The organism is Pedobacter psychrodurus, from assembly GCF_032678585.1.
GTDB lineage: Bacteria > Bacteroidota > Bacteroidia > Sphingobacteriales > Sphingobacteriaceae > Pedobacter > Pedobacter psychrodurus_A.
The window spans coordinates 177,951-197,987 of the sequence record NZ_JAVTSN010000002.1; the positions used below are offsets into that span (position 1 = coordinate 177,951).

Annotated in this window: 16 protein-coding genes; 11 read left to right on the forward strand and 5 right to left on the reverse strand. The window is 40.1% G+C overall.

All coding sequences use genetic code 11. The features are described from left to right. Positions 1-112 precede the first annotated feature (112 nt). Entirely contained in the window at positions 113-673 is a 561-nt protein-coding gene (locus tag R2S57_RS02120; protein WP_316843460.1) for a GIN domain-containing protein, read from the reverse strand. Between the two features lie 318 nt (positions 674-991). Here R2S57_RS02120 and R2S57_RS02125 point away from each other — a divergent pair, with 318 nt between their 5' ends. The 3 genes from R2S57_RS02125 to R2S57_RS02135 all read left to right on the forward strand — a co-directional run bounded on the left by R2S57_RS02125 (position 992) and on the right by R2S57_RS02135 (position 5,202). Continuing rightward, positions 992-2,575 carry a Na+/H+ antiporter gene (locus R2S57_RS02125; RefSeq protein WP_316843461.1) on the forward strand — a complete coding sequence of 528 codons (1,584 nt, stop codon included), beginning with the start codon at positions 992-994 and terminating at the stop codon, positions 2,573-2,575. A gap of 98 nt (positions 2,576-2,673) precedes the next feature. Beyond that, positions 2,674-3,093, forward strand: a complete 420-nt coding sequence (locus tag R2S57_RS02130; protein ID WP_316843462.1) for a hypothetical protein — start codon at positions 2,674-2,676, stop codon at positions 3,091-3,093. 435 nt (positions 3,094-3,528) lie between these two features. Next, on the forward strand, positions 3,529-5,202 hold the full coding sequence (locus R2S57_RS02135) for an alkaline phosphatase family protein (RefSeq protein ID WP_316843463.1): 1,674 nt from the start codon (positions 3,529-3,531) through the stop codon (positions 5,200-5,202). A gap of 255 nt (positions 5,203-5,457) precedes the next feature. Here R2S57_RS02135 and R2S57_RS02140 read toward each other — a convergent pair whose 3' ends face one another. Both R2S57_RS02140 and R2S57_RS02145 read right to left on the reverse strand, forming a co-directional pair. Further along, the gene (locus R2S57_RS02140; RefSeq protein WP_316843464.1) at positions 5,458-6,597 is read right to left on the reverse strand and encodes a hypothetical protein; all 1,140 of its coding nucleotides are present in this window, start codon (positions 6,595-6,597) and stop codon (positions 5,458-5,460) included. Positions 6,598-6,617: 20 nt separating this feature from the next. Then, positions 6,618-7,511 (reverse strand): TssN family type VI secretion system protein, encoded by an 894-nt coding sequence (locus tag R2S57_RS02145; protein ID WP_316843465.1) that lies wholly within the window; start codon positions 7,509-7,511, stop codon positions 6,618-6,620. Between the two features lie 115 nt (positions 7,512-7,626). Between R2S57_RS02145 and R2S57_RS02150 the strand changes: the two genes are divergently transcribed. After that, complete coding sequence (locus R2S57_RS02150; RefSeq protein ID WP_316843466.1) at positions 7,627-8,565, forward strand: type VI secretion system baseplate subunit TssG; 939 nt, start codon at positions 7,627-7,629, stop codon at positions 8,563-8,565. A 24-nt stretch (positions 8,566-8,589) separates the two neighbouring features. Here R2S57_RS02150 and R2S57_RS02155 read toward each other — a convergent pair whose 3' ends face one another. Both R2S57_RS02155 and R2S57_RS02160 read right to left on the reverse strand, forming a co-directional pair. Further along, a complete protein-coding gene (locus tag R2S57_RS02155) occupies positions 8,590-10,455 on the reverse strand; it encodes a hypothetical protein (RefSeq protein WP_316843467.1) in 1,866 nt (621 codons plus the stop codon). Positions 10,456-10,481: 26 nt separating this feature from the next. After that, positions 10,482-10,916 carry a GPW/gp25 family protein gene (locus R2S57_RS02160; RefSeq protein ID WP_316843468.1) on the reverse strand — a complete coding sequence of 145 codons (435 nt, stop codon included), beginning with the start codon at positions 10,914-10,916 and terminating at the stop codon, positions 10,482-10,484. 178 nt (positions 10,917-11,094) lie between these two features. On the opposite strand from R2S57_RS02160, the gene R2S57_RS02165 reads away from it, so the two are divergent. From R2S57_RS02165 to R2S57_RS02195, 7 genes are read left to right on the forward strand one after another with little or no spacing between them, the layout of a single operon-like run. Next, a complete protein-coding gene (locus R2S57_RS02165; protein ID WP_316843469.1) occupies positions 11,095-11,616 on the forward strand; it encodes a hypothetical protein in 522 nt (173 codons plus the stop codon). An 11-nt stretch (positions 11,617-11,627) separates the two neighbouring features. Next, a complete protein-coding gene (gene tssO / locus R2S57_RS02170; protein ID WP_316843470.1) occupies positions 11,628-12,113 on the forward strand; it encodes a type VI secretion system TssO in 486 nt (161 codons plus the stop codon). A 33-nt stretch (positions 12,114-12,146) separates the two neighbouring features. Then, positions 12,147-13,127: a PKD domain-containing protein gene (locus tag R2S57_RS02175; RefSeq protein WP_316843471.1), complete on the forward strand. Its 981-nt coding sequence runs from the start codon at positions 12,147-12,149 to the stop codon at positions 13,125-13,127. Positions 13,128-13,169: 42 nt separating this feature from the next. After that, positions 13,170-15,545 carry a type VI secretion system protein TssR domain-containing protein gene (gene tssR, locus R2S57_RS02180; protein ID WP_316843472.1) on the forward strand — a complete coding sequence of 792 codons (2,376 nt, stop codon included), beginning with the start codon at positions 13,170-13,172 and terminating at the stop codon, positions 15,543-15,545. A 5-nt stretch (positions 15,546-15,550) separates the two neighbouring features. Further along, positions 15,551-18,067 (forward strand): ATP-dependent Clp protease ATP-binding subunit, encoded by a 2,517-nt coding sequence (locus tag R2S57_RS02185; protein WP_316843473.1) that lies wholly within the window; start codon positions 15,551-15,553, stop codon positions 18,065-18,067. 56 nt (positions 18,068-18,123) lie between these two features. Further along, positions 18,124-18,570: a hypothetical protein gene (locus R2S57_RS02190; protein WP_316843474.1), complete on the forward strand. Its 447-nt coding sequence runs from the start codon at positions 18,124-18,126 to the stop codon at positions 18,568-18,570. An 18-nt stretch (positions 18,571-18,588) separates the two neighbouring features. After that, positions 18,589-19,977: a DUF5458 family protein gene (locus R2S57_RS02195; RefSeq protein ID WP_316843475.1), complete on the forward strand. Its 1,389-nt coding sequence runs from the start codon at positions 18,589-18,591 to the stop codon at positions 19,975-19,977. Positions 19,978-20,037 lie beyond the last annotated feature (60 nt).

Genomic DNA, 20,037 nt, shown 5'->3' on the forward strand with positions numbered 1-20,037 from the left:
CATCATCCACAAGGCTTCTTAAACCATATAAAGCTTAATAACACCAAAGCCTTAGCTTGCATAAGTTAAGGCTTGGGTATTTCACCAGGTTTGCTACCGGGCACACATTTTATCATTCAGTTAATTGCGTATGCAATACGGCAAACTGATCAAAGGTGAGTTTTTGCGTTTTATCCATAACAAGAAAGTGGGTATCTGTATTTCCTCTTAGGTAGAGTGTAGAATTATCGTAAATGGCGGTATAAAGTTGCTGGCTTGTGGTATTCACATCAGCAATTGCATTTCCCTTTAAAATAATCTGAAGGTATTTGACTGATAGGATTCCTTGTGTCTTTACAACGGCATTTTCGCTGGCTTCTATTCTGTAAATTTCCGATACATAAACAATCAGTTTACCTGTTGTAACACTGGCTCCGGTGATGCTGAGTACATCGCCCTGTTGTGTTATTCTGGCGTTTCCCTCATTATCATCGGTGTAGGAAACGCCAACCTGAGGTCGCTGGATCAGTAGCACTTCAACATTCCCTTTAATTAAGATTTTTCTGAAGGGCGCAACCTGATCGGTTTTTGCAGGCTTATCCGCCGCGGCGCTGGCTGTTGTTGGAAAGAGGTAGGTCAATACTAAAATAATGACTGATACCATGGCAATTTGGGCTTTTAAATAAGATTTCATTTTGTTTTATTTTAATGGTGTTTGAATAAATCGTTATTGATAAGATCTTTTGTTTCTTTAGGCGATCATATCGTTCGGTAGCCTATTAACGAAGGAAGTGCCAAAACAATTTATTCTTCGTATAATACTGATAATCAGAATTTTGATTTTATTTTTAATGAATTTTGGTGTTCATTATCGAACAGTCGGTCGTGCGGCACCGAACAGTTTAAGTAGATTATAGCGACCAAATCGTGATGCAACAGGCAGGATTGTATCGTATTTTTTATAAATTGAGGTGCCGAAACCATACTATTGCTGATCACCTTAACTTCTTCTATGCATACCATTTTACCTTTTCTATTGGCCATCGTAGCCATCATTGTACTGCTGAATATGTGGGCCACTAAGCTCAAAATTGCTTATCCGATTTTACTAGTTGTGGGCGGGCTGGTGATCAGTTTCATACCTGGTTTACCAAAGGTGAAAATTGATCCCAACCTCATATTTTTTATATTTCTTCCGCCATTGTTGTATGAAGCCGCCTGGACCATCTCTTTTAAAGAGATGAAAAAGTGGTGGCGCATTATTGGAAGTTTTGCTTTTCTGGTTGTCTTTTTTACGGCATTATCGGTAGCACTCGTGACCAGCTATTTTATCCCTGGATTTACGATTGCTTTAGGTTTCCTATTGGGAGGCATTGTTTCTCCGCCTGATGCCGTAAGTACGGCAGCCATTACGAAGTTTGTAAAAATCCCAAAATCTACTGCGGCTATTCTGGAGGGCGAAAGTTTGCTAAATGATGCCTCCTCGCTTATTATTTTCCGTTTTGCATTGGTTGCGGTGGGCACTGGTCAGTTTATCTGGCAGGATGCAGCCACGAGCTTCTTGTGGATGGTAATTGGTGGAGCTGGTATTGGTTTATTGTTGGGTTGGCTATTTGTTCAGGCACATAAATATTTACCCACCGATGCGCCATCCGATACAGCGCTTACCCTTATTGAGCCTTATTTTATGTACTGGATTGCCGAACAGGTGCATAGTTCGGGTGTGCTGGCGGTGGTAAGCGGGGGATTGTATATGTCGGCAAAGCGACTGGTGTTTTTAAACAGTACCAGCCGCATCAGGGGATTCAGTGTCTGGGAAAGTTTTATTTTTATTTTAAATGGCGTAGTTTTTCTGATTATCGGGTTGGAGCTTCCCGAAATCAGGGATGGTTTACGTTCACAGGGCATTCCCTTAAGTACTGCCATCGGTTATGGTTTGCTGGTTACCGGTGTATTGATTGCTGCCCGGATCATCAGTTCGTATGCCGCTATGCTTGCTACGCTTATTTTCCGTCCGAGCGTAACCCCTGCGGCACGTTCGAAAAGGGCACTGCTATTTATGCCACTATTGCTCGGCTGGACTGGCATGCGTGGCGTGGTTTCATTGGCAGCAGCACTGGCCATACCTTTAACCTTCGATAATGGAAAAGCTTTTCCTCAAAGAGACCTGATCTTGTTTATTACTTTTATTGTGATCTTGTTAACCCTCCTCGTGCAAGGGCTAACCCTACCATTCATTATCAAACGGACGGGCGCTTTTGGTTTTATATTTAAGCAGGAAACAGATGAAAAGGTTAAGCGCGACATGAAACAGGGTTTGAAGCAACATGCCTATCAGTTTCTTAAAAACAAATACGATAACGAATTGAACGGGCATGCGGGCATGGAAAAATTATTAAAACACTGGGAGGAAAAAGCCAATGCTACCGACGATAGTTGGATGAATGAAAATACGAAAATCATTTTTATCGAACTGCTCGAAGGCCAGCGGAGCTATCTTACCGAACTGAATAAAGATCCCGCTATTAATGAGGATATCATCCGCCATCAACTCTATCAGATCGACCTTGAAGAAGAAAGATTGAAGATTATCTGATTTACGGTCTGATCTTTAGCTATTAATGTTCCCTCAAGTACTATGCATTGTAGCGTTTTATCCAGTCTTGCCGTTTTTCATTAAAAACCAAAAAGACAATGAAAAAAATAACACTGGTATTATTAATGGGCATTGCCCTGGTAGCTTGTAAAAAAAACAAAAGCACTTCTGATTGTGGAAACAAAATGTGCACAGAAGAATTTGTGATGACGGGTATAAAATTTGCAGACAAAAACGGAGCGGGGGCGGAAATAAAAGACCTCAGCGTGATAAATCAAAGGACCGGAGAAAAACTATACGCAAAATCAAGTGCATCAATCAGTACGGTAAAAGGATATTATGTGGTGCTTGATGATGCAAATAAATTACAATTATCAGAGCAGGGCGATGATCTCAAAATCACCGGTACATCTATAACAACCAATCAAACTAAATCGGCTATAGTGAAAGTGAGTGGTGGCAAGTGTGCCTGCCACATCAGCAGGATCTCAGGGGCAGAACAGATTACTTTCGATTAGCATTCCTTTTACTGCATAAAAAGTACTGGATAAAAAATAACTCCACGTTTTGTACCAATTCATTCATATTAGACTCGACCCTAAGGTTGAGTCTTTTTTTTGGCTCATAAATTCATCCAGTTTATTTATTGTGACATTAAAATCAAGTCATGTTTAATATGACGCTGGTAGTTTGTAGCAAATTGATCAACCATTAGCATATGGTATCTACAGATCTGCTTCAGAGATTGTTTGGGTACAATTGTCACAGCTCCGTCTGGGATCCGAAGCAGCTCCGAAGATGATCCGTCTCAACCCTTAATTTTTCATTGCGCTGGCACAGTGTTTCTACCGTTTGCAATTTAAGATGGATGTTTCTTTTTTAACCGGAATTTTGTTTAGTTTAGCTAAACAAAACTTATTTTATGTAAACATTTTCTTAACCTTAATTTAACTATGAAAACATTGAAATCCCTATTATCCCTAATTGTTCTTATGGGCTTATGTATCCTGTCCTGTAAAAAGGCTGACACTGCATCTGCTGAAGAAAACCAAATCTCGGATGAGCAATCGTTAGTCAAAAACGCGCTTGCAGCCAAACCTAAAAAAGTTTTATTTATCGGTATTGATGGCTGTGTATGGAAAGCCATTACGGCTACAAATGCGCCTAACCTCAAAACTTTGATGGATCAATCGTACACCAGCACCAATGCCTTGGCGCAAGTGCCTACCTGGTCATCAAATGGATGGTCGGCTTTGTTCACGGGCGTTGGTGTTGCCAAACATAAGGCATCTGATAACAGCTTTTCGGGATCTGATTTTGTAAACTACCCTTCGTTTTTCAGGCAGATCAAAACCAATCTGCCAGCTTTACGTACGGCATCAATTGTGACCTGGTCGTCGATAAATGATTTTATTGTGGCTACCGCAGATGTAACGGTAAAACAGAACAGTGCAAGTGATAATGCCACCGAAAAGAGGATTATCCAGGAAATTACCACGAGCAATACCGATGTTTCATTTTGCCATTTCGACGATGTAGACCATGCAGGGCACGCCAGCAACTATAGAACCACCACCCAAATGTATATGGATTCGGTAAAGGCTGTTGATTTACGTGTAGGCAGGATATTAACCGCCTTAAGGGCCAGGCCGACCTACAACAACGAGGATTGGTTAATTGTAGTGGCTACCGATCATGGCGGCGACGCCAGTCATGGTGGTGCCAGTTACCTGGAGCAGAATGCCTTTATCATTTTAAGCAATAGTGCCATTGCGCCTCAATTGGTGAACACATTGCCCACTACTGCAACAGAATCAAACCCACACAGTATTACCACGGTCGATTTTAAAACCAATGTTTATGGTCAGTTGCCAACACTCAGTACTTTGAACCTGAGTGCAACAAGCAGTTTTACCATTGAGTTTAGGGCAAGGGCAACTTCAGCTACGAGCGATCCGGTTATTATCGGAAATAAAAACTGGGCCAGTGGTTACAACAAAGGCATTATCATTGCTAACAGAAATGGCATCATCAGGGCGAACTTTGGCGATGGCACCAACAGATTGGATGTTGATGGGGTTGATTTAACCGATCAGTTGTGGCATCAGGTAGCCATCGTGGTTAACCGTACTAGCCAAAAAGCAACAATTTATGACGGTGGAATACAAGTTGCCGAAGGTAATATTTCTGCCGTTGGCGATCTGCAAAGTGGTACAGCGTTTAAAATCGGCCAGGATGGTACCGGAAATTATAGCCCGTATTTTACTGGTAACATATCCGAAGTCAGGTTGTTTAAATCGGCTTTGCCTGCAACGAGTATCAGTACCTATAGTTTTACAGCTGTAACCTCAGCACATCCACAAAGTGCCGACCTTGTTTTGTATACCAAAGGCAATGAAACTTCAGGAACTGCCTATAATGGTACTTTGGTGAGTCCGAAAATAGATATCCTGACCAAAAATAGTACTGCAATTACACGTAGCGCTTTAACTACACCTATTTTTTACCGTAAAACAACCGATTATCACGGGGCCCCTTATTTGTATAACGTGCCACCAACGATATTGAAGTTTTTAGGTATTGCAAAGCCCACATATTATGATGGTGCTGCCCTGGTTAATTTTTAACCCAACGATCATAGTAAACAAAAAAAGCTGTAACCGGTTAAAGGGTACAGCTTCATTGGTCTCATTCATGAGTTGAAAATACGCACATTAAGTACAAGATTTTCAGTTTCTACGAATTTTTATCTTATTGCCACAGATTGACAGATTAAATACAATCTGTCAATCTGTGGCTTTCAACGACGAAGGGCATTCGTAATTAAACCTATGTACCTTCAGCGCACTGTGGTTTAGTTTTTAATTTATCCGGGAAATATTTTAATCGAGCAATGTCCAGGTTTTTCTGGCCTGTACCTGTTGTACCACCTGTTGTTCGGCAACCACAATGTTTTCTTTGCGCTGACCGATGTATTCCAGTCCGCTCAATTTATTCCATAGTGCAACCAGTACATTCATAAACTCGCTGGCCATGAGCATGCTGTTGTTAATCTGTTTGTGATCGTATACCAGTTCGATGGTTTTAGCTAAAAGTTCTTCGAAGTTTCCGGGGGTAACATCCTTCCACTCGTAAAAATATTTAAGCAGTTCTTCCCTTTCGCGGGGATCGATCAGTTTGATGGCGGTGAAAAAGATGTGCGCTAAGCTGGAGAAATAACCCGCCAAAACCACTGGCGATTCGCGGTGTGCAATATTTCGGTATTCGTAAAATAATCCGGCAATATAATCCACAATTTTCTCCGAGATTAAACGGATATTCTTGCCTAGTGGTGTAATGTTATCGCGGCCACCGGTTTTATCAATGATCCTGAAAGCAGCCAATTGTAAATCGTTCAGTAAAACGCTGAAAGATTCGTAGTACCTGATTAATGCAGGATGGCTCGTAATTGTGGAGCTGGGCGGGATATAATTGTTATTGATGGATAATCTTCCGTTTTCGTAATAAACCTGTCCAATGGTCAGGAAATAACTGTCTGCGGTCTGTGAACTTACTTCAGTCTCTGGCAGAACGGCAATCGAGTAACTTTTTGCCAGTTCGGGATAACGGATCGGGCTTTCTTCGGGATTAGGCGTGCCTGTTGGTACGCGGTTAAACGGGCTAACCACCAGCAAGATTACATAATTACGGGGTTCTGACTGGCCAAAGTAATGGTTATGGACCAATGTATCCATATTGTCAGATTGTGTAATATCAATATGGCAGCCTTCGGGTGTAATGGCATTACAGTACCTTACCCTCACCTCGATATGATTGGTGGCTTTTTCGATAATTTCGATATCGTGCGAGCTTTTATATCCTGCAAAAGGGGGTAAAAAACCGTAATTACTGCTGTTTAGCTGCAGGGATACGGCATCACGCACAAAATCCTGTAAATAGAGGTCGCTTACTGTAAAATGATCACTAGAAAGCTTCATGCCATTAATCCAGTTGATGGATTTATATTTTAGCGGCTTTATCATGGTAGATTTTTTATTATAGATTAGATAAAGATAGCACTTTCTCCAACTTCGTTAGGCTTATTTGCATTTTCCGATACCCGTTTAGCATAAATCGTCATTTTTTCGGTAATGCCGTTTTCGATGATGTCCAGATCGGGGTCTATAAAAATATTGCGTTTAAAAAAGGATGTTTTAATAAAGAATATCCATTTGTAATTCTCCATGTCATCGCCTTTAAACTCCACCGGGCTTTTGGCAAACTTCAGATTGTAATCATCAATAAATTTATGGAACCAGATGCCGAAATTCATGTTTTCTACCGCTTTTACCTTAACTTTTAAAGGTTCAGGATCGGTGCTTTTTTTATACAGTTCCAGCTCGAGTACCAGAAGCCTGTTAAAATCTACATGGTCCATATTGATATCCAAAGGCGTATCTGGGTATTTCCAGATCTTGTAAATTTCGGATGGTATGCCCAATAACGAAACATAGGCCCACCAAAAAATAAGGGGTACAAAAAAGCAGATGATACTGCCCGCGCCAAACCATCCGAAATTTACCGAACTTAACCAGTTAAAGGCGAGTTGAAATAAATAAACGGATAAAAGGGCCGAAATCAAGGTGGCAAAAAAGATAAATACCTTACGTTCCAATACATCTTTAGGGTAGTATTTCGTTAACAGATAAACGAATAGCGTACCCATTAAAAGGTAATAAATACAGCAGATAATATAACCCCAGGGCATAAAATTAAAATTTAGAAAGCCCAGAAAACCTGGAATAGCTAAAATAATGCCGATCAGCAGAACACTTACGATAAGTCGTTTGTTGTTAAGGAACTGGTTCTTTTTGTTGATGATAGAAAGTACTGCCGTTGAGATTAAGAAGATCAGCGGGAATAAGAGAAAGCGAATAAAAAATGATTTAACGTCCATTAATTTTTTTAGATGATGTACTGCAAATATAGTATCTTTAGTATTTGATTATGATCCTTTATTTTTTCGATAATATAAATTTAATCTATAACAAAAATGCAAGCTTAAAGTTTAAATGAAAAAAGAAACTTTGATTAATAACGAACTCTTTACAGATTATAAGGCTGTAGCACAAGCTGCAGATCTTATAGAACGCGATATCATAGCGGCCGACCGGATCGAAATCATCCCTATGGGGCCTGATAAGCGTGCTTTTGCAAAAGATATCGAAAATGCCAGTATATATTATTCTGAAAAAAGAAGGCACGACCGTATCCGGATCAATACCAATAGAGAGGGCTTGTATGATATGCTGCCGGAAGGCCTTTTCCACAGGCCGCCTACAGGTAGTGCAGGCATGGATGAAGAGTCGATGATTAAGGATATCAGGGATCGCCGGGAGGAAGAAAAACAGGCCAGGTTATTTTTTACGCCCTTTGATGCCGAAATTAATCACGTAAGGATCATGACCGAGCTGTACGAAAACAAACTCGATAAAAAAACAACCTACGCTGATTTAAGCCAGATATTTGAATTTGGATGGGATGAGTTTAACCTGTTAAACAAGGAACAGAGCATTATTTGGATGCACCTGCTGCCAGAAATCCAACAGAAAAGAAACGATATCGATTTTGTATCTAAAGTGCTTACGGCCTTGTTTAACCTGCCTATTGCCCTGGTAAATGCTACAGCCACTGTAGCACCCATCAAAATTGCCGCTGAGCTGCAGATGCAGTTGGGATCGAGTGCATTGGGTATCGATACCATTATAGGTGATACTTTTATGCCAGAAAATGAATCGTTCAACATTAATATAGGCCCAACCTCCCCGCAAGAGCTGGTTAATTTTATTCCAGGGCAAAAGAACAGGGGCATTTTGGATATGGCCATCGGTTACCTTATGCCTGTAGATGCAGAGGTAAATGTTGAGCTCCTTACCGCAGTCGATTTTCAGGAAACATTACTCAGTGCAGATGGCGAAAGTGCTTATTTGGGTTATACACTTTATATTTAAAAATTCTTTTATTAGCGGTTATTCTTATACCATTTTATAAACCGAAGGCTTTAACAGCATGCGGTAATGTATATTCATAGTGCTCCGTAAATTTAATTTCGCTAGGGTAAGGCTTAACAGTTCATCCCAATCCTGAGCGTTGAGGTTAATGTGATCTGCAGGTTCGATGATGATATCTGTGGTTTTAATAAACCCTGCGTTGGGTTTATTATCCAGTATAAGGCCCTTGGCCAAAGTGATGCCTTTCAATTTATTGCCCAATTCGTAACGGCAAAAATTAATGACATCTGCCTTGGTAATAATCCGATCAGCCGTGGTTAAGCCATATTTATAGGCCTGTACCCTATTGGTGGCATTTAACCTAGAGCGGCCACCTTTTGTTTGGCTCAATAAAAAAATACTTTCCGCATTCACCTTATTGTTATCGTATACCACCAAACGGCTACCTGCATTGATGTGGTTGGCTTCTTCGGCTTGTGTAACCCATATATCTAAAAATAAAATATCGGCATCGTCAATCGGTTTTAATACGATATAGCTGGGTAACTCTTTAATATCTTTTAATGCCGAGCGGCTTTTTTGTTCAATAAGGGCAATATTCTGTTCCAAGTTTTTAAGAATGGTGCTTAAAAAGTCTGGTCCGTAGGCAGAAAAGGCGGCCTTCTCATCCCTCAACAGTTCAAAAAGATAATCAACCAGTTCTTTCGCATTTCGGGTATCAAAACGTTCAGTACCCCCATATCTGATCGAAAATGAGCCGTCGCCCTTTTCGTTTTCGTTGGTGTATGGAATTTCATTATAACTTTTGCCCTTATTGTCTTTCAGGTTTTCTACAGCAAGCATTTGATCTGCCGATTCTGTTTTAATCGGAATAATATTATTCATGGTTTTAAGCCGGTGTTTAATCTGGCTTAACCTTTTATTCACCACCGGGAACGCATTAATATAAATGTGCAGTTCGTTCAGCATTTCCTGGTTGATGGCTGCAGGGAAAACAACCTTCAGCCATTTTACCGTTTCGTCGATGCGGTTTAATCCGGCTGGCTGAAAAATGTTTTCGAAAACGGCTGGCAGTTCCTTGCTTTCATCAATATTAAAATCATTCAGATCGCCCAGTGTAATAAAGCGGTTGCTGTAAAACTGTAAAACATCGGCTTTAATCAGATTAAGCAGTTGTTTGTGGTGAAAGGGGGCTTCAACTTTGCCGGTTAAGGGCTCATCCATAAACCGTTCGGTATAGGGGGTGATTTCGTTGTCTTTGTAGAACCATTTCCCCAATGATAAAAGATCGTAAGTATTTTCGGGCACTGAATAATTTTTCCAATCGAAAAATAAGTTCAGCTTATTAAAGTCCATCCAGTTTTTGATCCCGCTAAAACCAATATACAGGGTGTTCTTTTCGATAGAAAAGCCCGGCAGCGTGTTCAGTCCAAGCTGTTTGCTTGAGTTTTCTACATTAAAAAGTGTATTTCCGGTGGCAATATATTTTATCGAAGCATTGTTAACCTTTACCGTATGCAAAGGGCTAAAGAAAATATCGGTTTTTTTGGTCTTATCGTTTTCCTGCTGGATATTTTTCTTAAAGGCAAACTGGGTATATGGCGAGAGGTAATCTTCATCTTCAATAGGCCTGGCATGGATAATGGCATGGGCAGGTAATGAGGAAGTTAAATGATCGGGCGCTAAAATGCGGCTAATCTTATCGAAGATCCTATTTTCCAGGTTTTTAACATCATTGGCTACGTTGAACAATTCGTTGCTTAAGGCCTCAATAATCAGCTTTACGAGCGGGTCGAAATCATTACTGTCTTTAACATTCCAAAAATCTTCGGCATTTTTTAAAATTCTATTGCGGATTTCATCTTTTGATGAATAAAAAACTGGCTTCATGTGTAGAAAATTTGGGGCGTTTTCGTTTAGGTGGATAGTGGGCTAAGGAATAATGCAGTATTGAAAAAATATTTTTCTCCTGTGGTTTTTATCAGTGCCCTAACGCTAATATCCACCTTTTTTTTGATCTCAGTTATCTTACGCAATGGATATACATTTTCTACCTCGGTAATGCGCACTTCTACCGAAGTATTATAGATCCTGAACTCGTAATCGGTGATCGATTTGAGCAGCGATTTGCGGAATTTTTCCTCCCAGATGCTTTCACTCACGATTAATTCAAAATCGAGGTCCCATATCTCACAGCCAAAATCGTTGTGGTACCTATGTTCTCCAAAGCGGGTAAAAATAACCAATTCTATGTGGTTCGAAATCGATTTACCAAGGTCAGTTGGCTGAAGGCCAGTACCTGAGAAAACAGACTTAAATCTGAAGGGTTTGTTGTAAAAATTTTCAGACATAGATGATTTGGCTTAAAGTTTGTTAAAAGTAAAAGAAATAAAATCGTTTTTATAACCAAACAACAAATATTAAAAATTGTTATGGTACTGTGTTAATTTGAAATGATTGTGAGATTTTAAGTGAAGTTGATGTCAGATTAATTACTAGACTATTGCTATGTGACCCATTAATCCCTCTATGAAACCCATTAACGCCATCGAAATTAGGAGTGCTTACACGAAGTTTATCTTAAACTTTGTATTCCTAACGCTTTTCTCTATTCTGTGTATTTACCTCTTTTATGCGGCTTCCGATTACGAATACACCCTACTCGATAAAAAAGTAAAGGAAACCGAAAAACTATCTTACCTCAGAAAAGACATCAATACAAACTTCGACCTTATTCTGGTCCGCTTTAAAGAACTTTCCCAGTATACCAATTATAATGCAGACGAAATGAGCAAACAGGCCATTTTGCTGAGTGATATTCAAAGCGCCAACAACAGGATAAAAGAGCTGATCTCCAAAAAAACAGCAGTTACGCCAAGTTTTACCTTGTACGAAAAACTGAACAATAATGTAGGCGCTATGGCCAATCTGCAAGATTCGCTGATCGATTCGAGGTCGGTGATACAACGGGCCAAAGAAAGAGTTGATGAGTGTATTCTGGCAAACCAGGCTGCAGCAAAAAAAATTAGAAACGGCAGGTTCGGGCGATAATTAGCAATACGATGATAAAATTAAGCATAAAAGAAAGGCGCGAACAATTTTTGTTCTTTTTAGCGCTGTTTGTTTTTACGGTTGGGCTTTTAAGCTTTGGCATTTTTTATAGTGGCAAATCGCAGTACGAAATTTCTAAAGCAGAGCTTGAAGTGAAAATTAATGAAAATGAAGTGTTTGAAAATACAGTGAAAGAAACCATGCCTATTGTGGATACCACCTTTAAATGGATTACCCGTTACAATCCAAATGTACGGGCTGTGTTTTTAAGAGACGATATTCAACGTTCATTAGGTTCTATTAAATCAGCATTCGACCGGAAAGCATCCGATTCGCGCTATAAAATTTTTATCCAAAACGAACTGTTATACGACAGGTTGTTTTATGATAGACAAGAGCAGAATAAGAATATTTCGGATATCGAACTTTATCAAAAACAACTCGACGACTGTATTACCAACAGGCGCCAATTACAACAAACCATATCAGCAAGATAAACATTCTCAAACACCATATAAAAAACGCTACCTATGTCTGACACAAACACCAAGCAAGTTAATTCAAATTCGCAAGGCTATGTTATTCTTTACATCCTCCTGGCTGTACTGCTACTAACGGGTCTGATTTTCTTATTTAAGAGTTCATTGTTCGAAAAACGGGCAATTGATGCGAGAATCCTTAAGGATGAAATTTATTTAAACGAAGATTTAGTTTTTACCGATAATACGCCAAAAGCCTCAAAATGGTTATGGGAATTTGGTAATGGGGAAAAAGCCACTACTAAAACCGGATCTTATCATTACACCAAACCCGATACTTACATTGTACGCCTTACGGTTGATGGCGAACTCCGCCAGGAATTTCCGATCACTGTACGCGATACCGTAAAGGCCGCAGTTGTGGATAGCGTGCTCACCATCAGCGGGCCAACCGCAGGTTTGGTTAACGAAGAAATCAGGTTGGAGGGCGATGGCGAAGGAAAGGATTTCGAGTGGTCGTTCGGCGAAACCGGCCGTGTAGATGTTAAAGGAAAAACCGCTTTATACACTTATCGCGCCCCTGGAAAATATGTGGTCCGTCTCCGGTCGGATAAAGCCCGTAAACCTGCTTTCTTAACCATTTTAATTACCGATCCAAATGCCGAAATTGTAGAAGATCTGGTTGCACCAGGAGATGGAGAACGCAAAACGATTGATGATATCAGAGCGCGTTTACAGGCTATTGCCAATGGTGCCGATTTCAATTCCAATTATTATTACCTCATTAACAAGTACATGTGTAATAACGAAAAAGTAACTGTAAATGTGGAAATGAACGGTAAGAAAAAACAGACCGATATTTATTCGTACTGTATGGGCCTAACCTTTGGTGGTGAAATAGCGGTAGATGAAGCGCAGTTAACCATTAAGCCAAATTCTACCTGTGCCAGTTTATTAAATATTAAACAACATTCCGGAACGGCCCAGCCTGCAGCAACAGCAACAACCGATGCTCCGGCGAAAACGAAATAGATTAACCTCTTAACCTAATTTTAAAGCTCATCTACAAAGAATATGAAAAGATATTATGCCTTAACCATCCTGTTTTTAGGAATATCGTTTGCCCATGCACAGTCACCGGCATCCTTTGGCAAAAAAGTGAAATACATGCCTAAATCTTACGAAAGGCCTGCCGAAACCATAAATGTTAACGATAATACCAGCAGCAGTAGTTTGCCATGGATTGTTTTTTCCGATCGGGAAGACAACTATACCACTACTGCCCCAGGTGGGAGTTTGATCATGAAAAAAATCAGCTTTATGGAGCCTTTTTATGTTTCGAAAGAAGAAAACGGGTACCTGAAGTTGATTAAGTATAAGGCGGGAATGATCAGGGGCAGAAAAATAAACGATAAAAAAAGTGCCATCAGTTACGGTTGGATTGCAAAATCTAAACTGCTTTTATGGCAACGTGCATTCTCTAACCAAAAAACGGGTTATGCAGAAAAAGCAATTGGCATTGTAAATGGAAAAAATGCACTTACAGAACCAAAGTTCTATTTCGATACCACCGATTCTATCCTGGTTTACAACACACCCGAACTTAAAGACAGGCGTACCAAAGTGCGGTTGCACGAAATTGCCTATATCTATAAAAAATCGGAAGATGGTAAAAAATACCTGATCGGTTCTGATGATCAGTTGGTGGCCGATACGGCTTTAAAAAGTATTTATGGATGGGTTTCGGCAGAAGCAGTACACAGCTGGGGAGACCGTTTGTATATCACCTCAGTTAAACCGGGTAACTACGATGCTGATGATTCTACGTCGACAGCCATCAAAAATGGAATTGATAAAGGAACCGCTTTCGTTGTAGATCCTTTATTGCCAAGTGAAAACCTGATTTTGAGAAGCGTACCAGTTGTTTCGGATGATGCCGGTGCTTATGCCGTGGGTATTGCAACCGATGTTTATAACAAAAAAGACAATAAAATATTAACCATTAACGGTTCATCACTTTCTTATCAGGATTACCTAAAACTGCGCAAGAATAAAACAAAGGTAAATGTTGTTTTTGTGGTGGATGGCGGAAGTCCGATGACGAAATATCTTTCTGGAATGACCAATACCATTGCTTCATTTGAAAGTATAATGGGCGATTTTGGCAAAGGAACAAAAGTAAACTATGGTGGCGTGGTATACCGTGGCGAAACCGGATGTGCATTACAGGGGATTTTTGTGAGCCCGATTCAAAATGACTACAGACAGTTAATGACCTTCTTATCTAACCAGGCTAAAAATACCCTTAGGTGTAATGGCGAGATCTCAGAAGAACCGGTTTTTACTGCACTAAAAGCGGGTATCAATTTATTTAAAGCAAAAAAGAACGAAACCAATTTAATTGTTCTGGTGGGTAGCACCGGAAACATAGGTGGTACCAATAATTACCTCATTAACGAATTGAGCGAGCAGGTTGCCCTTGCCGATGCGCGGATTTTGGCTTTACAGGTATATAGCGATTTTAACCAATCGTTTAATGATTTTGTAATCCAATCGCGTAAACTCGTTTCCGAATCGGCCATTCGTTCGGCAGAATATAGAAAAAATACCATGGTTAAGGGTGAAGGTTTGAAAAGCTTTCAACCGTACAATACCAGTTTGCAGGATTCGATTTCTTACTATTTAGATTATCCAAAAAACAGTTTGATACAGGGCGGGGTGGTATTCCCTACAAAAGGAACTGTAAACTCTAACCAGAGCATGACCATTGCGTTGCGCCGTTTTGTAAAAGAAACCAATGCCGATATCTATAACCAGATCAGTTCTTTGGATAGTGCGTTCCGTTTAACGGGCATATCACGCAAAAATTTATCTGCTGATGTAGAAGGTTTATTGCCTGAGCCTGTTGGTGCAGAGGTGGCCGACCGTATGCCGCATAATGCTTTTAAATACTATAGCACGGCAAATGTTTCAGCTGATGTGGTAAAAAATAACCGCTCTACTTTGCAATACGCCATTGTATTAAACAACATGGAATACAAACAGATTGTGGATGTTTTTTCGATTATGTTGGGACAAAACCTTCAGGCCGATCAGTCTTCTTTCAGGAGCAAGCTGGTTAAAAACTATGTAAGAATGCCTAAACAGTTGCTGGGTATGAAAGTATCATCAGGTGATATTAAAGCGATGACTTTGGCCAATTACATTAAGCTGGTTACTGGTTTACCTTTAAACAATGAGTTTTTGGGTAAGTACAAGGTAAGCGACTTAAAGAGCACGTCTAAAATGCCGTTAGATCAGTTTGAAACTTATATTAAATTATTAAATCAATCCGTACAGCAAATTAAACGTGCTACGCAGATTGAACAACAGTTTATTTCGAACGGCAAAATATATTACTACATCACCGAAAATAATTTTAACCCGGCAGTATTGCCTACAACCAACTAAGGGATATGGCAGTTACAAATTTAAGCGAATCGGTAAAAACAGCATTACACATAGCACAGTCTTTAGCTAAAGAGTACAGAAACGAAGTGTTTTCTGCTGCTCATTTGCTTAAGGGTTTGATGCATAAGGATGTTGGTTTACGTTCATTTATCACCTCTATTGGGAAGGATGAAGAATACATTAGCGAGTGGGCAGAAGTTCGGATTGATGAGCAGGCAAAATCGGCTAGCCTTAGCGATACCGTTAGCGGTGCAGCCGAAATTGCGGTGATTTTTGAAGAAGCAGATAATGTGCGCATTAAATTGGGTCTCGATTTAATTACACCGGTTTGTGTGTTAACCGCCCTGGCAAAACCAGGCATCGGTTTTCAGCCCGATCAGTTAAAATCTTTTCCGATCAAAGAACGTGAGATTTTAGATCTCTATGTAAAGGACGAAGAAATATCGAGGGTGGTTTCGCCTGATAAAACCGCATCGGGTACTGAAAATAAAAGTACCGGCAATGCACTGCATAAATATTGTGTAGACCGTTTGCAGATGGTGCGTGATGGCAAAACAGACCCAATTATTGGCCGCGATAAGGAAACGCGGATGATGATGGAAATCCTTTGCCGCCGAACCAAACCCAATGTAATATTAACAGGTGATGCCGGAGTAGGTAAAACAGCACTGGTTGATGGTTTCGCTATCGATATTGTTAACCAGAATGTACCTGAAAGTTTAAAGCCTGTTCAGCTTTTCGAACTGGATTTAGGATCATTAATCGCAGGTGCTTCTTATAAGGGAGAAATAGAAGACCGCTTAAAAAACATCATTAAAGAAATAAAACAGTTTGAAAAAGCTGTGCTATTTATTGATGAGATCCATACGTTATTGGATAGTAAAGGTCCTTTGGGTGCAGGCATCGGCAATTTATTAAAGCCAGAGCTTGCCCGCGGCGAAATTACAGTAATCGGTGCAACAACCATTGATGAATACCGCAAGATTATTGAACCGGAACAGGCTTTTAGCCGCCGGTTTGAAGTGCTTCAGGTAAATGAGCCAAATGAAGAAAGCACCATCAAGATGTTGCAGAAACTGGCTGTAAAATACGAGGAACACCATACTTTAACTATCGAGCCCGATGCATTGGGCGAATGTGTACGTTTGGCCAAACGTTACATGAAAGACAGGCGCCTTCCTGATTCGGCTTTCGACCTGCTAGACCGGACCATGGCAGCTATGAAAATGATGAACGATACTTCCGATCAGGTAATTGAGAGTCTGGAAAGTGATTTGGAGGTATTAAAGGCAAACGAGGGACAATCAGAAGCCGATCAATTTGCCGATTATAAATGGCTTTTTTCCCTGCTTCAGAATAAATTAAGTCCTGTTTTATTGGGTCGCTTAACCGACGAAACCCAAACTGATGCTTTTGAAACCGCTGACGAATACCAGGGTTATATCAACAGCAGCCTTCAGGAATTAAAAAAATATGCGGCCGAAAAAAGCGACCGTATTACCAAACAGGATATTGCTTCTATAGTGGCCTATAAAACAGGGATCCCGATGGGTAAACTGCAGGCGGGCGAGAAGGAGAAACTGCTTAATATGGAGCAATACCTCAAGAAACGTGTGGTAGGACAGGATCAGGCTTTAAAAGCTGTTTCTGATGCCATATTGGAATCTCGCAGTGGATTGAACAAAAAAGGCCAGCCCATTGGGTCGTTCTTTTTATTGGGCCCAACCGGAACGGGTAAAACCGAACTGGCCAAATCAATCGCTGAGTTTTTGTTTAATGATGAAAAGGCGATGATCCGTTTCGATATGTCCGAATTTAAGGAAGAGCATAGTGCCGCCTTGCTTTATGGAGCGCCTCCGGGTTATGTGGGATACGAAGAAGGTGGTTTGCTGGTGAACAAAATCAGACAACAGCCATATTCTGTATTGCTGTTTGATGAAATTGAAAAAGCACACCCTTCGGTTTTTGATACTTTTTTACAGATTTTGGACGAAGGCCACATGCACGATCGTTTGGGAAAAGAAGGAGATTTTAGTAATTCGCTCATTCTTTTCACGTCAAATATCGGTAGTGAATGGATTGCAGAGCAGATAGGCAAAGGTGTTATTCCGGTTTCGAACCAATTGATGGAAGTAATGGCGGGGCATTTCCGTCCGGAGTTTTTAGCCAGAATTTCGGAAATCGTTCCTTTTGCACCGATTAACGAGAGCAATGTGGTGCGCATTTTCGAAATCCAGTTGAGCAGCCTGATCCAATCCTTAAACAAAATGGGTATTGAGTTTGAAATCGCAGATGATGCCAAAAAAATGATCGCTTTAGATGGCTTTACGCCGAAATATGGCGCGAGGCAATTGTCGGCGGTGATCAGAAATCTGTTGCGCCGGCCCATCTCTAAATACATCATTTCGGGCGAGTTAAAAAAAGGATCGAAGATCAAAGTGAGTAAACATCCGGATGCAGATCAGTTAGAATGGAATATTATTCAGCCTGAAGCCGCAATATTGGAACAAAAATTGAGTTAAAACGTTAACTATTATATTATTAAGAAAAATTAATCGTAAATCTAAATCAACATACTATGTTTAACTATGAAATTGGAGGTAACGAGCGAAAAATTGATACCTCGGAAGCTTTCGCAGAAATTGCCCATAATAAAACACTTTTTGTACAGAAACTTACCGATAACGAACCGATAAAACCAGAAAAGGTAGAAGGATTAAAAACGGTAAAGGAAGTATTCGAACATTATAAACCAAATGTAAAAGTAGCTTTCGAAAAGCAGGATGGCTCTACCGTTGGCGAAACGATAAACTTTAACGATCTGGGCGATTTTGGCGTAAAAAACATCATCAACCAAAGTAACTATTTAACCAATGTTAACATCGAGAGGGAAATGTCGCTTAATGTAATCAAACAGTTAAAATCGAACAAAACCCTAAAAGCTACACTTGATGATGAAGAAACCAAATCGGCTTTCATCAGTGCTTTGAAGAACTTTGTTGACGAATTGGAGCAAAATAAATAATCTAAACGCTGAGAAAACATGTCAAATCCTCAAGAATTAAAAGCAGACCAAAATACATCCGAAGCAGGTTTTAAACCCGCCGAAGGAAAAAGCATAGAAAAGACGTCACTGAAGGATAACTTAGAAAAACTGGCCAGGGTGGGCGGTTTCGATTTGTTGGAAGCTACAGTTGATGGTCTTCAAAATTTAAACCCTGAAAGAAAGGCACGTAAGCAGATCTTTTTAACGGGTGATGAAAAAAAGAAAGAGCGCGAAGAGCTGAAAAAGAAAATCCAGCTTTGGATTGATGTGCTCGAATCTTCTACTTCGGTAGCGGATATGGTAGAGAAAAGTACTGAAAAGTTGAATGCTGCGGAAGAGAATCTGAAAAAGAATATCGGTACCGCACTCGAAAGCACCAGAGAGCTGGAGCAGGCTTATCGTTCGGTTCATTTATTCTATAAAAATACCGAATCCGATAAACTGAAGAATGTAGTGCTGTTAAATGCATCGATGGATCAGATCAAAGATTTGGATAATCCACGTTTTATCGAATATGTAGATGATGAATTAAAGCAGAACTACGATCGTTTAGATCTTCGTAAAAATTATTCGTTAATGGTGGTGCCAGGTTACATGGGCTCTAATAAAGTATTAGAAAGATGGGGCAAAATAGCGCACAACAACAAAGCCATGCTGGTAACCGATTTCGCCGATCTTGATCAGCCGGATGATGTACTTGATTTATTTACTGCTGCAAACTTTACCGGAGGTGATGCATTCAGATCGAACGTAATCATGACCTGTAACTGGTTGGTAGGCCGTGGTAAAGTGGCCGAAGTTGGCGAAGAAGATGACCTTACCGTACCTGGATCGGCAGCACTTGCAGGTAAAATGTATTATACCTTAATGTCGCAGGTTACAGCAGGTAAAAAACATGGTGCAATAAACGAGGTAGATGGGGTAAAATTCGATTTAAAGAAAAGCGAAATCTCTCATTTAGAAAGAGTGGGTTTAGTGCCAATGGTAAATGAATATGGTAAAGTGATGGCTTTCTCAGCTAAAACTTTGTTTAATGGTGATAATATCGGTTTGCAAACCTATTCGGTTGTGCGTGTATTTGATTACATTACTAAAGTACTGTTCGATTTCTTAAACAGAAGGGCATTCGAAAACTGGACTTCTAAAACCGAGCAGGATCTGCGCGGTCAGATTGTTAAGTTTTTGGATGGTATCCAGGGGGCTGACCGTTTGATCGAAAGATTTAAGATTATGCGTTTCGAAAGAGATGAGCTTCAAAAAGACAGAATCCATTTAGATATCCATATTACACCCTATTTTCCGGCCAAAAGTTTCGTAGTGAAATTAGACGGACATAAAGGTGAAGATGAGAATACCACATGGAATACAGAGTACAATCAGCAATAATTTTTTGATCGCTGAAATAAAAACCCAACCCTAGCGTTGGGTTTTTTTATGGTTATGCAT

What these genes read in the sequence shown, in the direction of transcription:
- R2S57_RS02120 (WP_316843460.1), bottom strand. Translation starts at nt 673, where the DNA reads ATGAAATCTTATTTAAAAGCCCAAATTGCCATGGTATCAGTCATTATT.
- R2S57_RS02125 (WP_316843461.1), top strand. Translation starts at nt 992, where the DNA reads ATGCATACCATTTTACCTTTTCTATTGGCCATCGTAGCCATCATTGTA.
- R2S57_RS02130 (WP_316843462.1), top strand. Translation starts at nt 2,674, where the DNA reads ATGAAAAAAATAACACTGGTATTATTAATGGGCATTGCCCTGGTAGCT.
- R2S57_RS02135 (WP_316843463.1), top strand. Translation starts at nt 3,529, where the DNA reads ATGAAAACATTGAAATCCCTATTATCCCTAATTGTTCTTATGGGCTTA.
- R2S57_RS02140 (WP_316843464.1), bottom strand. Translation starts at nt 6,597, where the DNA reads ATGATAAAGCCGCTAAAATATAAATCCATCAACTGGATTAATGGCATG.
- R2S57_RS02145 (WP_316843465.1), bottom strand. Translation starts at nt 7,511, where the DNA reads ATGGACGTTAAATCATTTTTTATTCGCTTTCTCTTATTCCCGCTGATC.
- R2S57_RS02150 (WP_316843466.1), top strand. Translation starts at nt 7,627, where the DNA reads ATGAAAAAAGAAACTTTGATTAATAACGAACTCTTTACAGATTATAAG.
- R2S57_RS02155 (WP_316843467.1), bottom strand. Translation starts at nt 10,455, where the DNA reads ATGAAGCCAGTTTTTTATTCATCAAAAGATGAAATCCGCAATAGAATT.
- R2S57_RS02160 (WP_316843468.1), bottom strand. Translation starts at nt 10,916, where the DNA reads ATGTCTGAAAATTTTTACAACAAACCCTTCAGATTTAAGTCTGTTTTC.
- R2S57_RS02165 (WP_316843469.1), top strand. Translation starts at nt 11,095, where the DNA reads ATGAAACCCATTAACGCCATCGAAATTAGGAGTGCTTACACGAAGTTT.
- tssO (WP_316843470.1), top strand. Translation starts at nt 11,628, where the DNA reads ATGATAAAATTAAGCATAAAAGAAAGGCGCGAACAATTTTTGTTCTTT.
- R2S57_RS02175 (WP_316843471.1), top strand. Translation starts at nt 12,147, where the DNA reads ATGTCTGACACAAACACCAAGCAAGTTAATTCAAATTCGCAAGGCTAT.
- tssR (WP_316843472.1), top strand. Translation starts at nt 13,170, where the DNA reads ATGAAAAGATATTATGCCTTAACCATCCTGTTTTTAGGAATATCGTTT.
- R2S57_RS02185 (WP_316843473.1), top strand. Translation starts at nt 15,551, where the DNA reads ATGGCAGTTACAAATTTAAGCGAATCGGTAAAAACAGCATTACACATA.
- R2S57_RS02190 (WP_316843474.1), top strand. Translation starts at nt 18,124, where the DNA reads ATGTTTAACTATGAAATTGGAGGTAACGAGCGAAAAATTGATACCTCG.
- R2S57_RS02195 (WP_316843475.1), top strand. Translation starts at nt 18,589, where the DNA reads ATGTCAAATCCTCAAGAATTAAAAGCAGACCAAAATACATCCGAAGCA.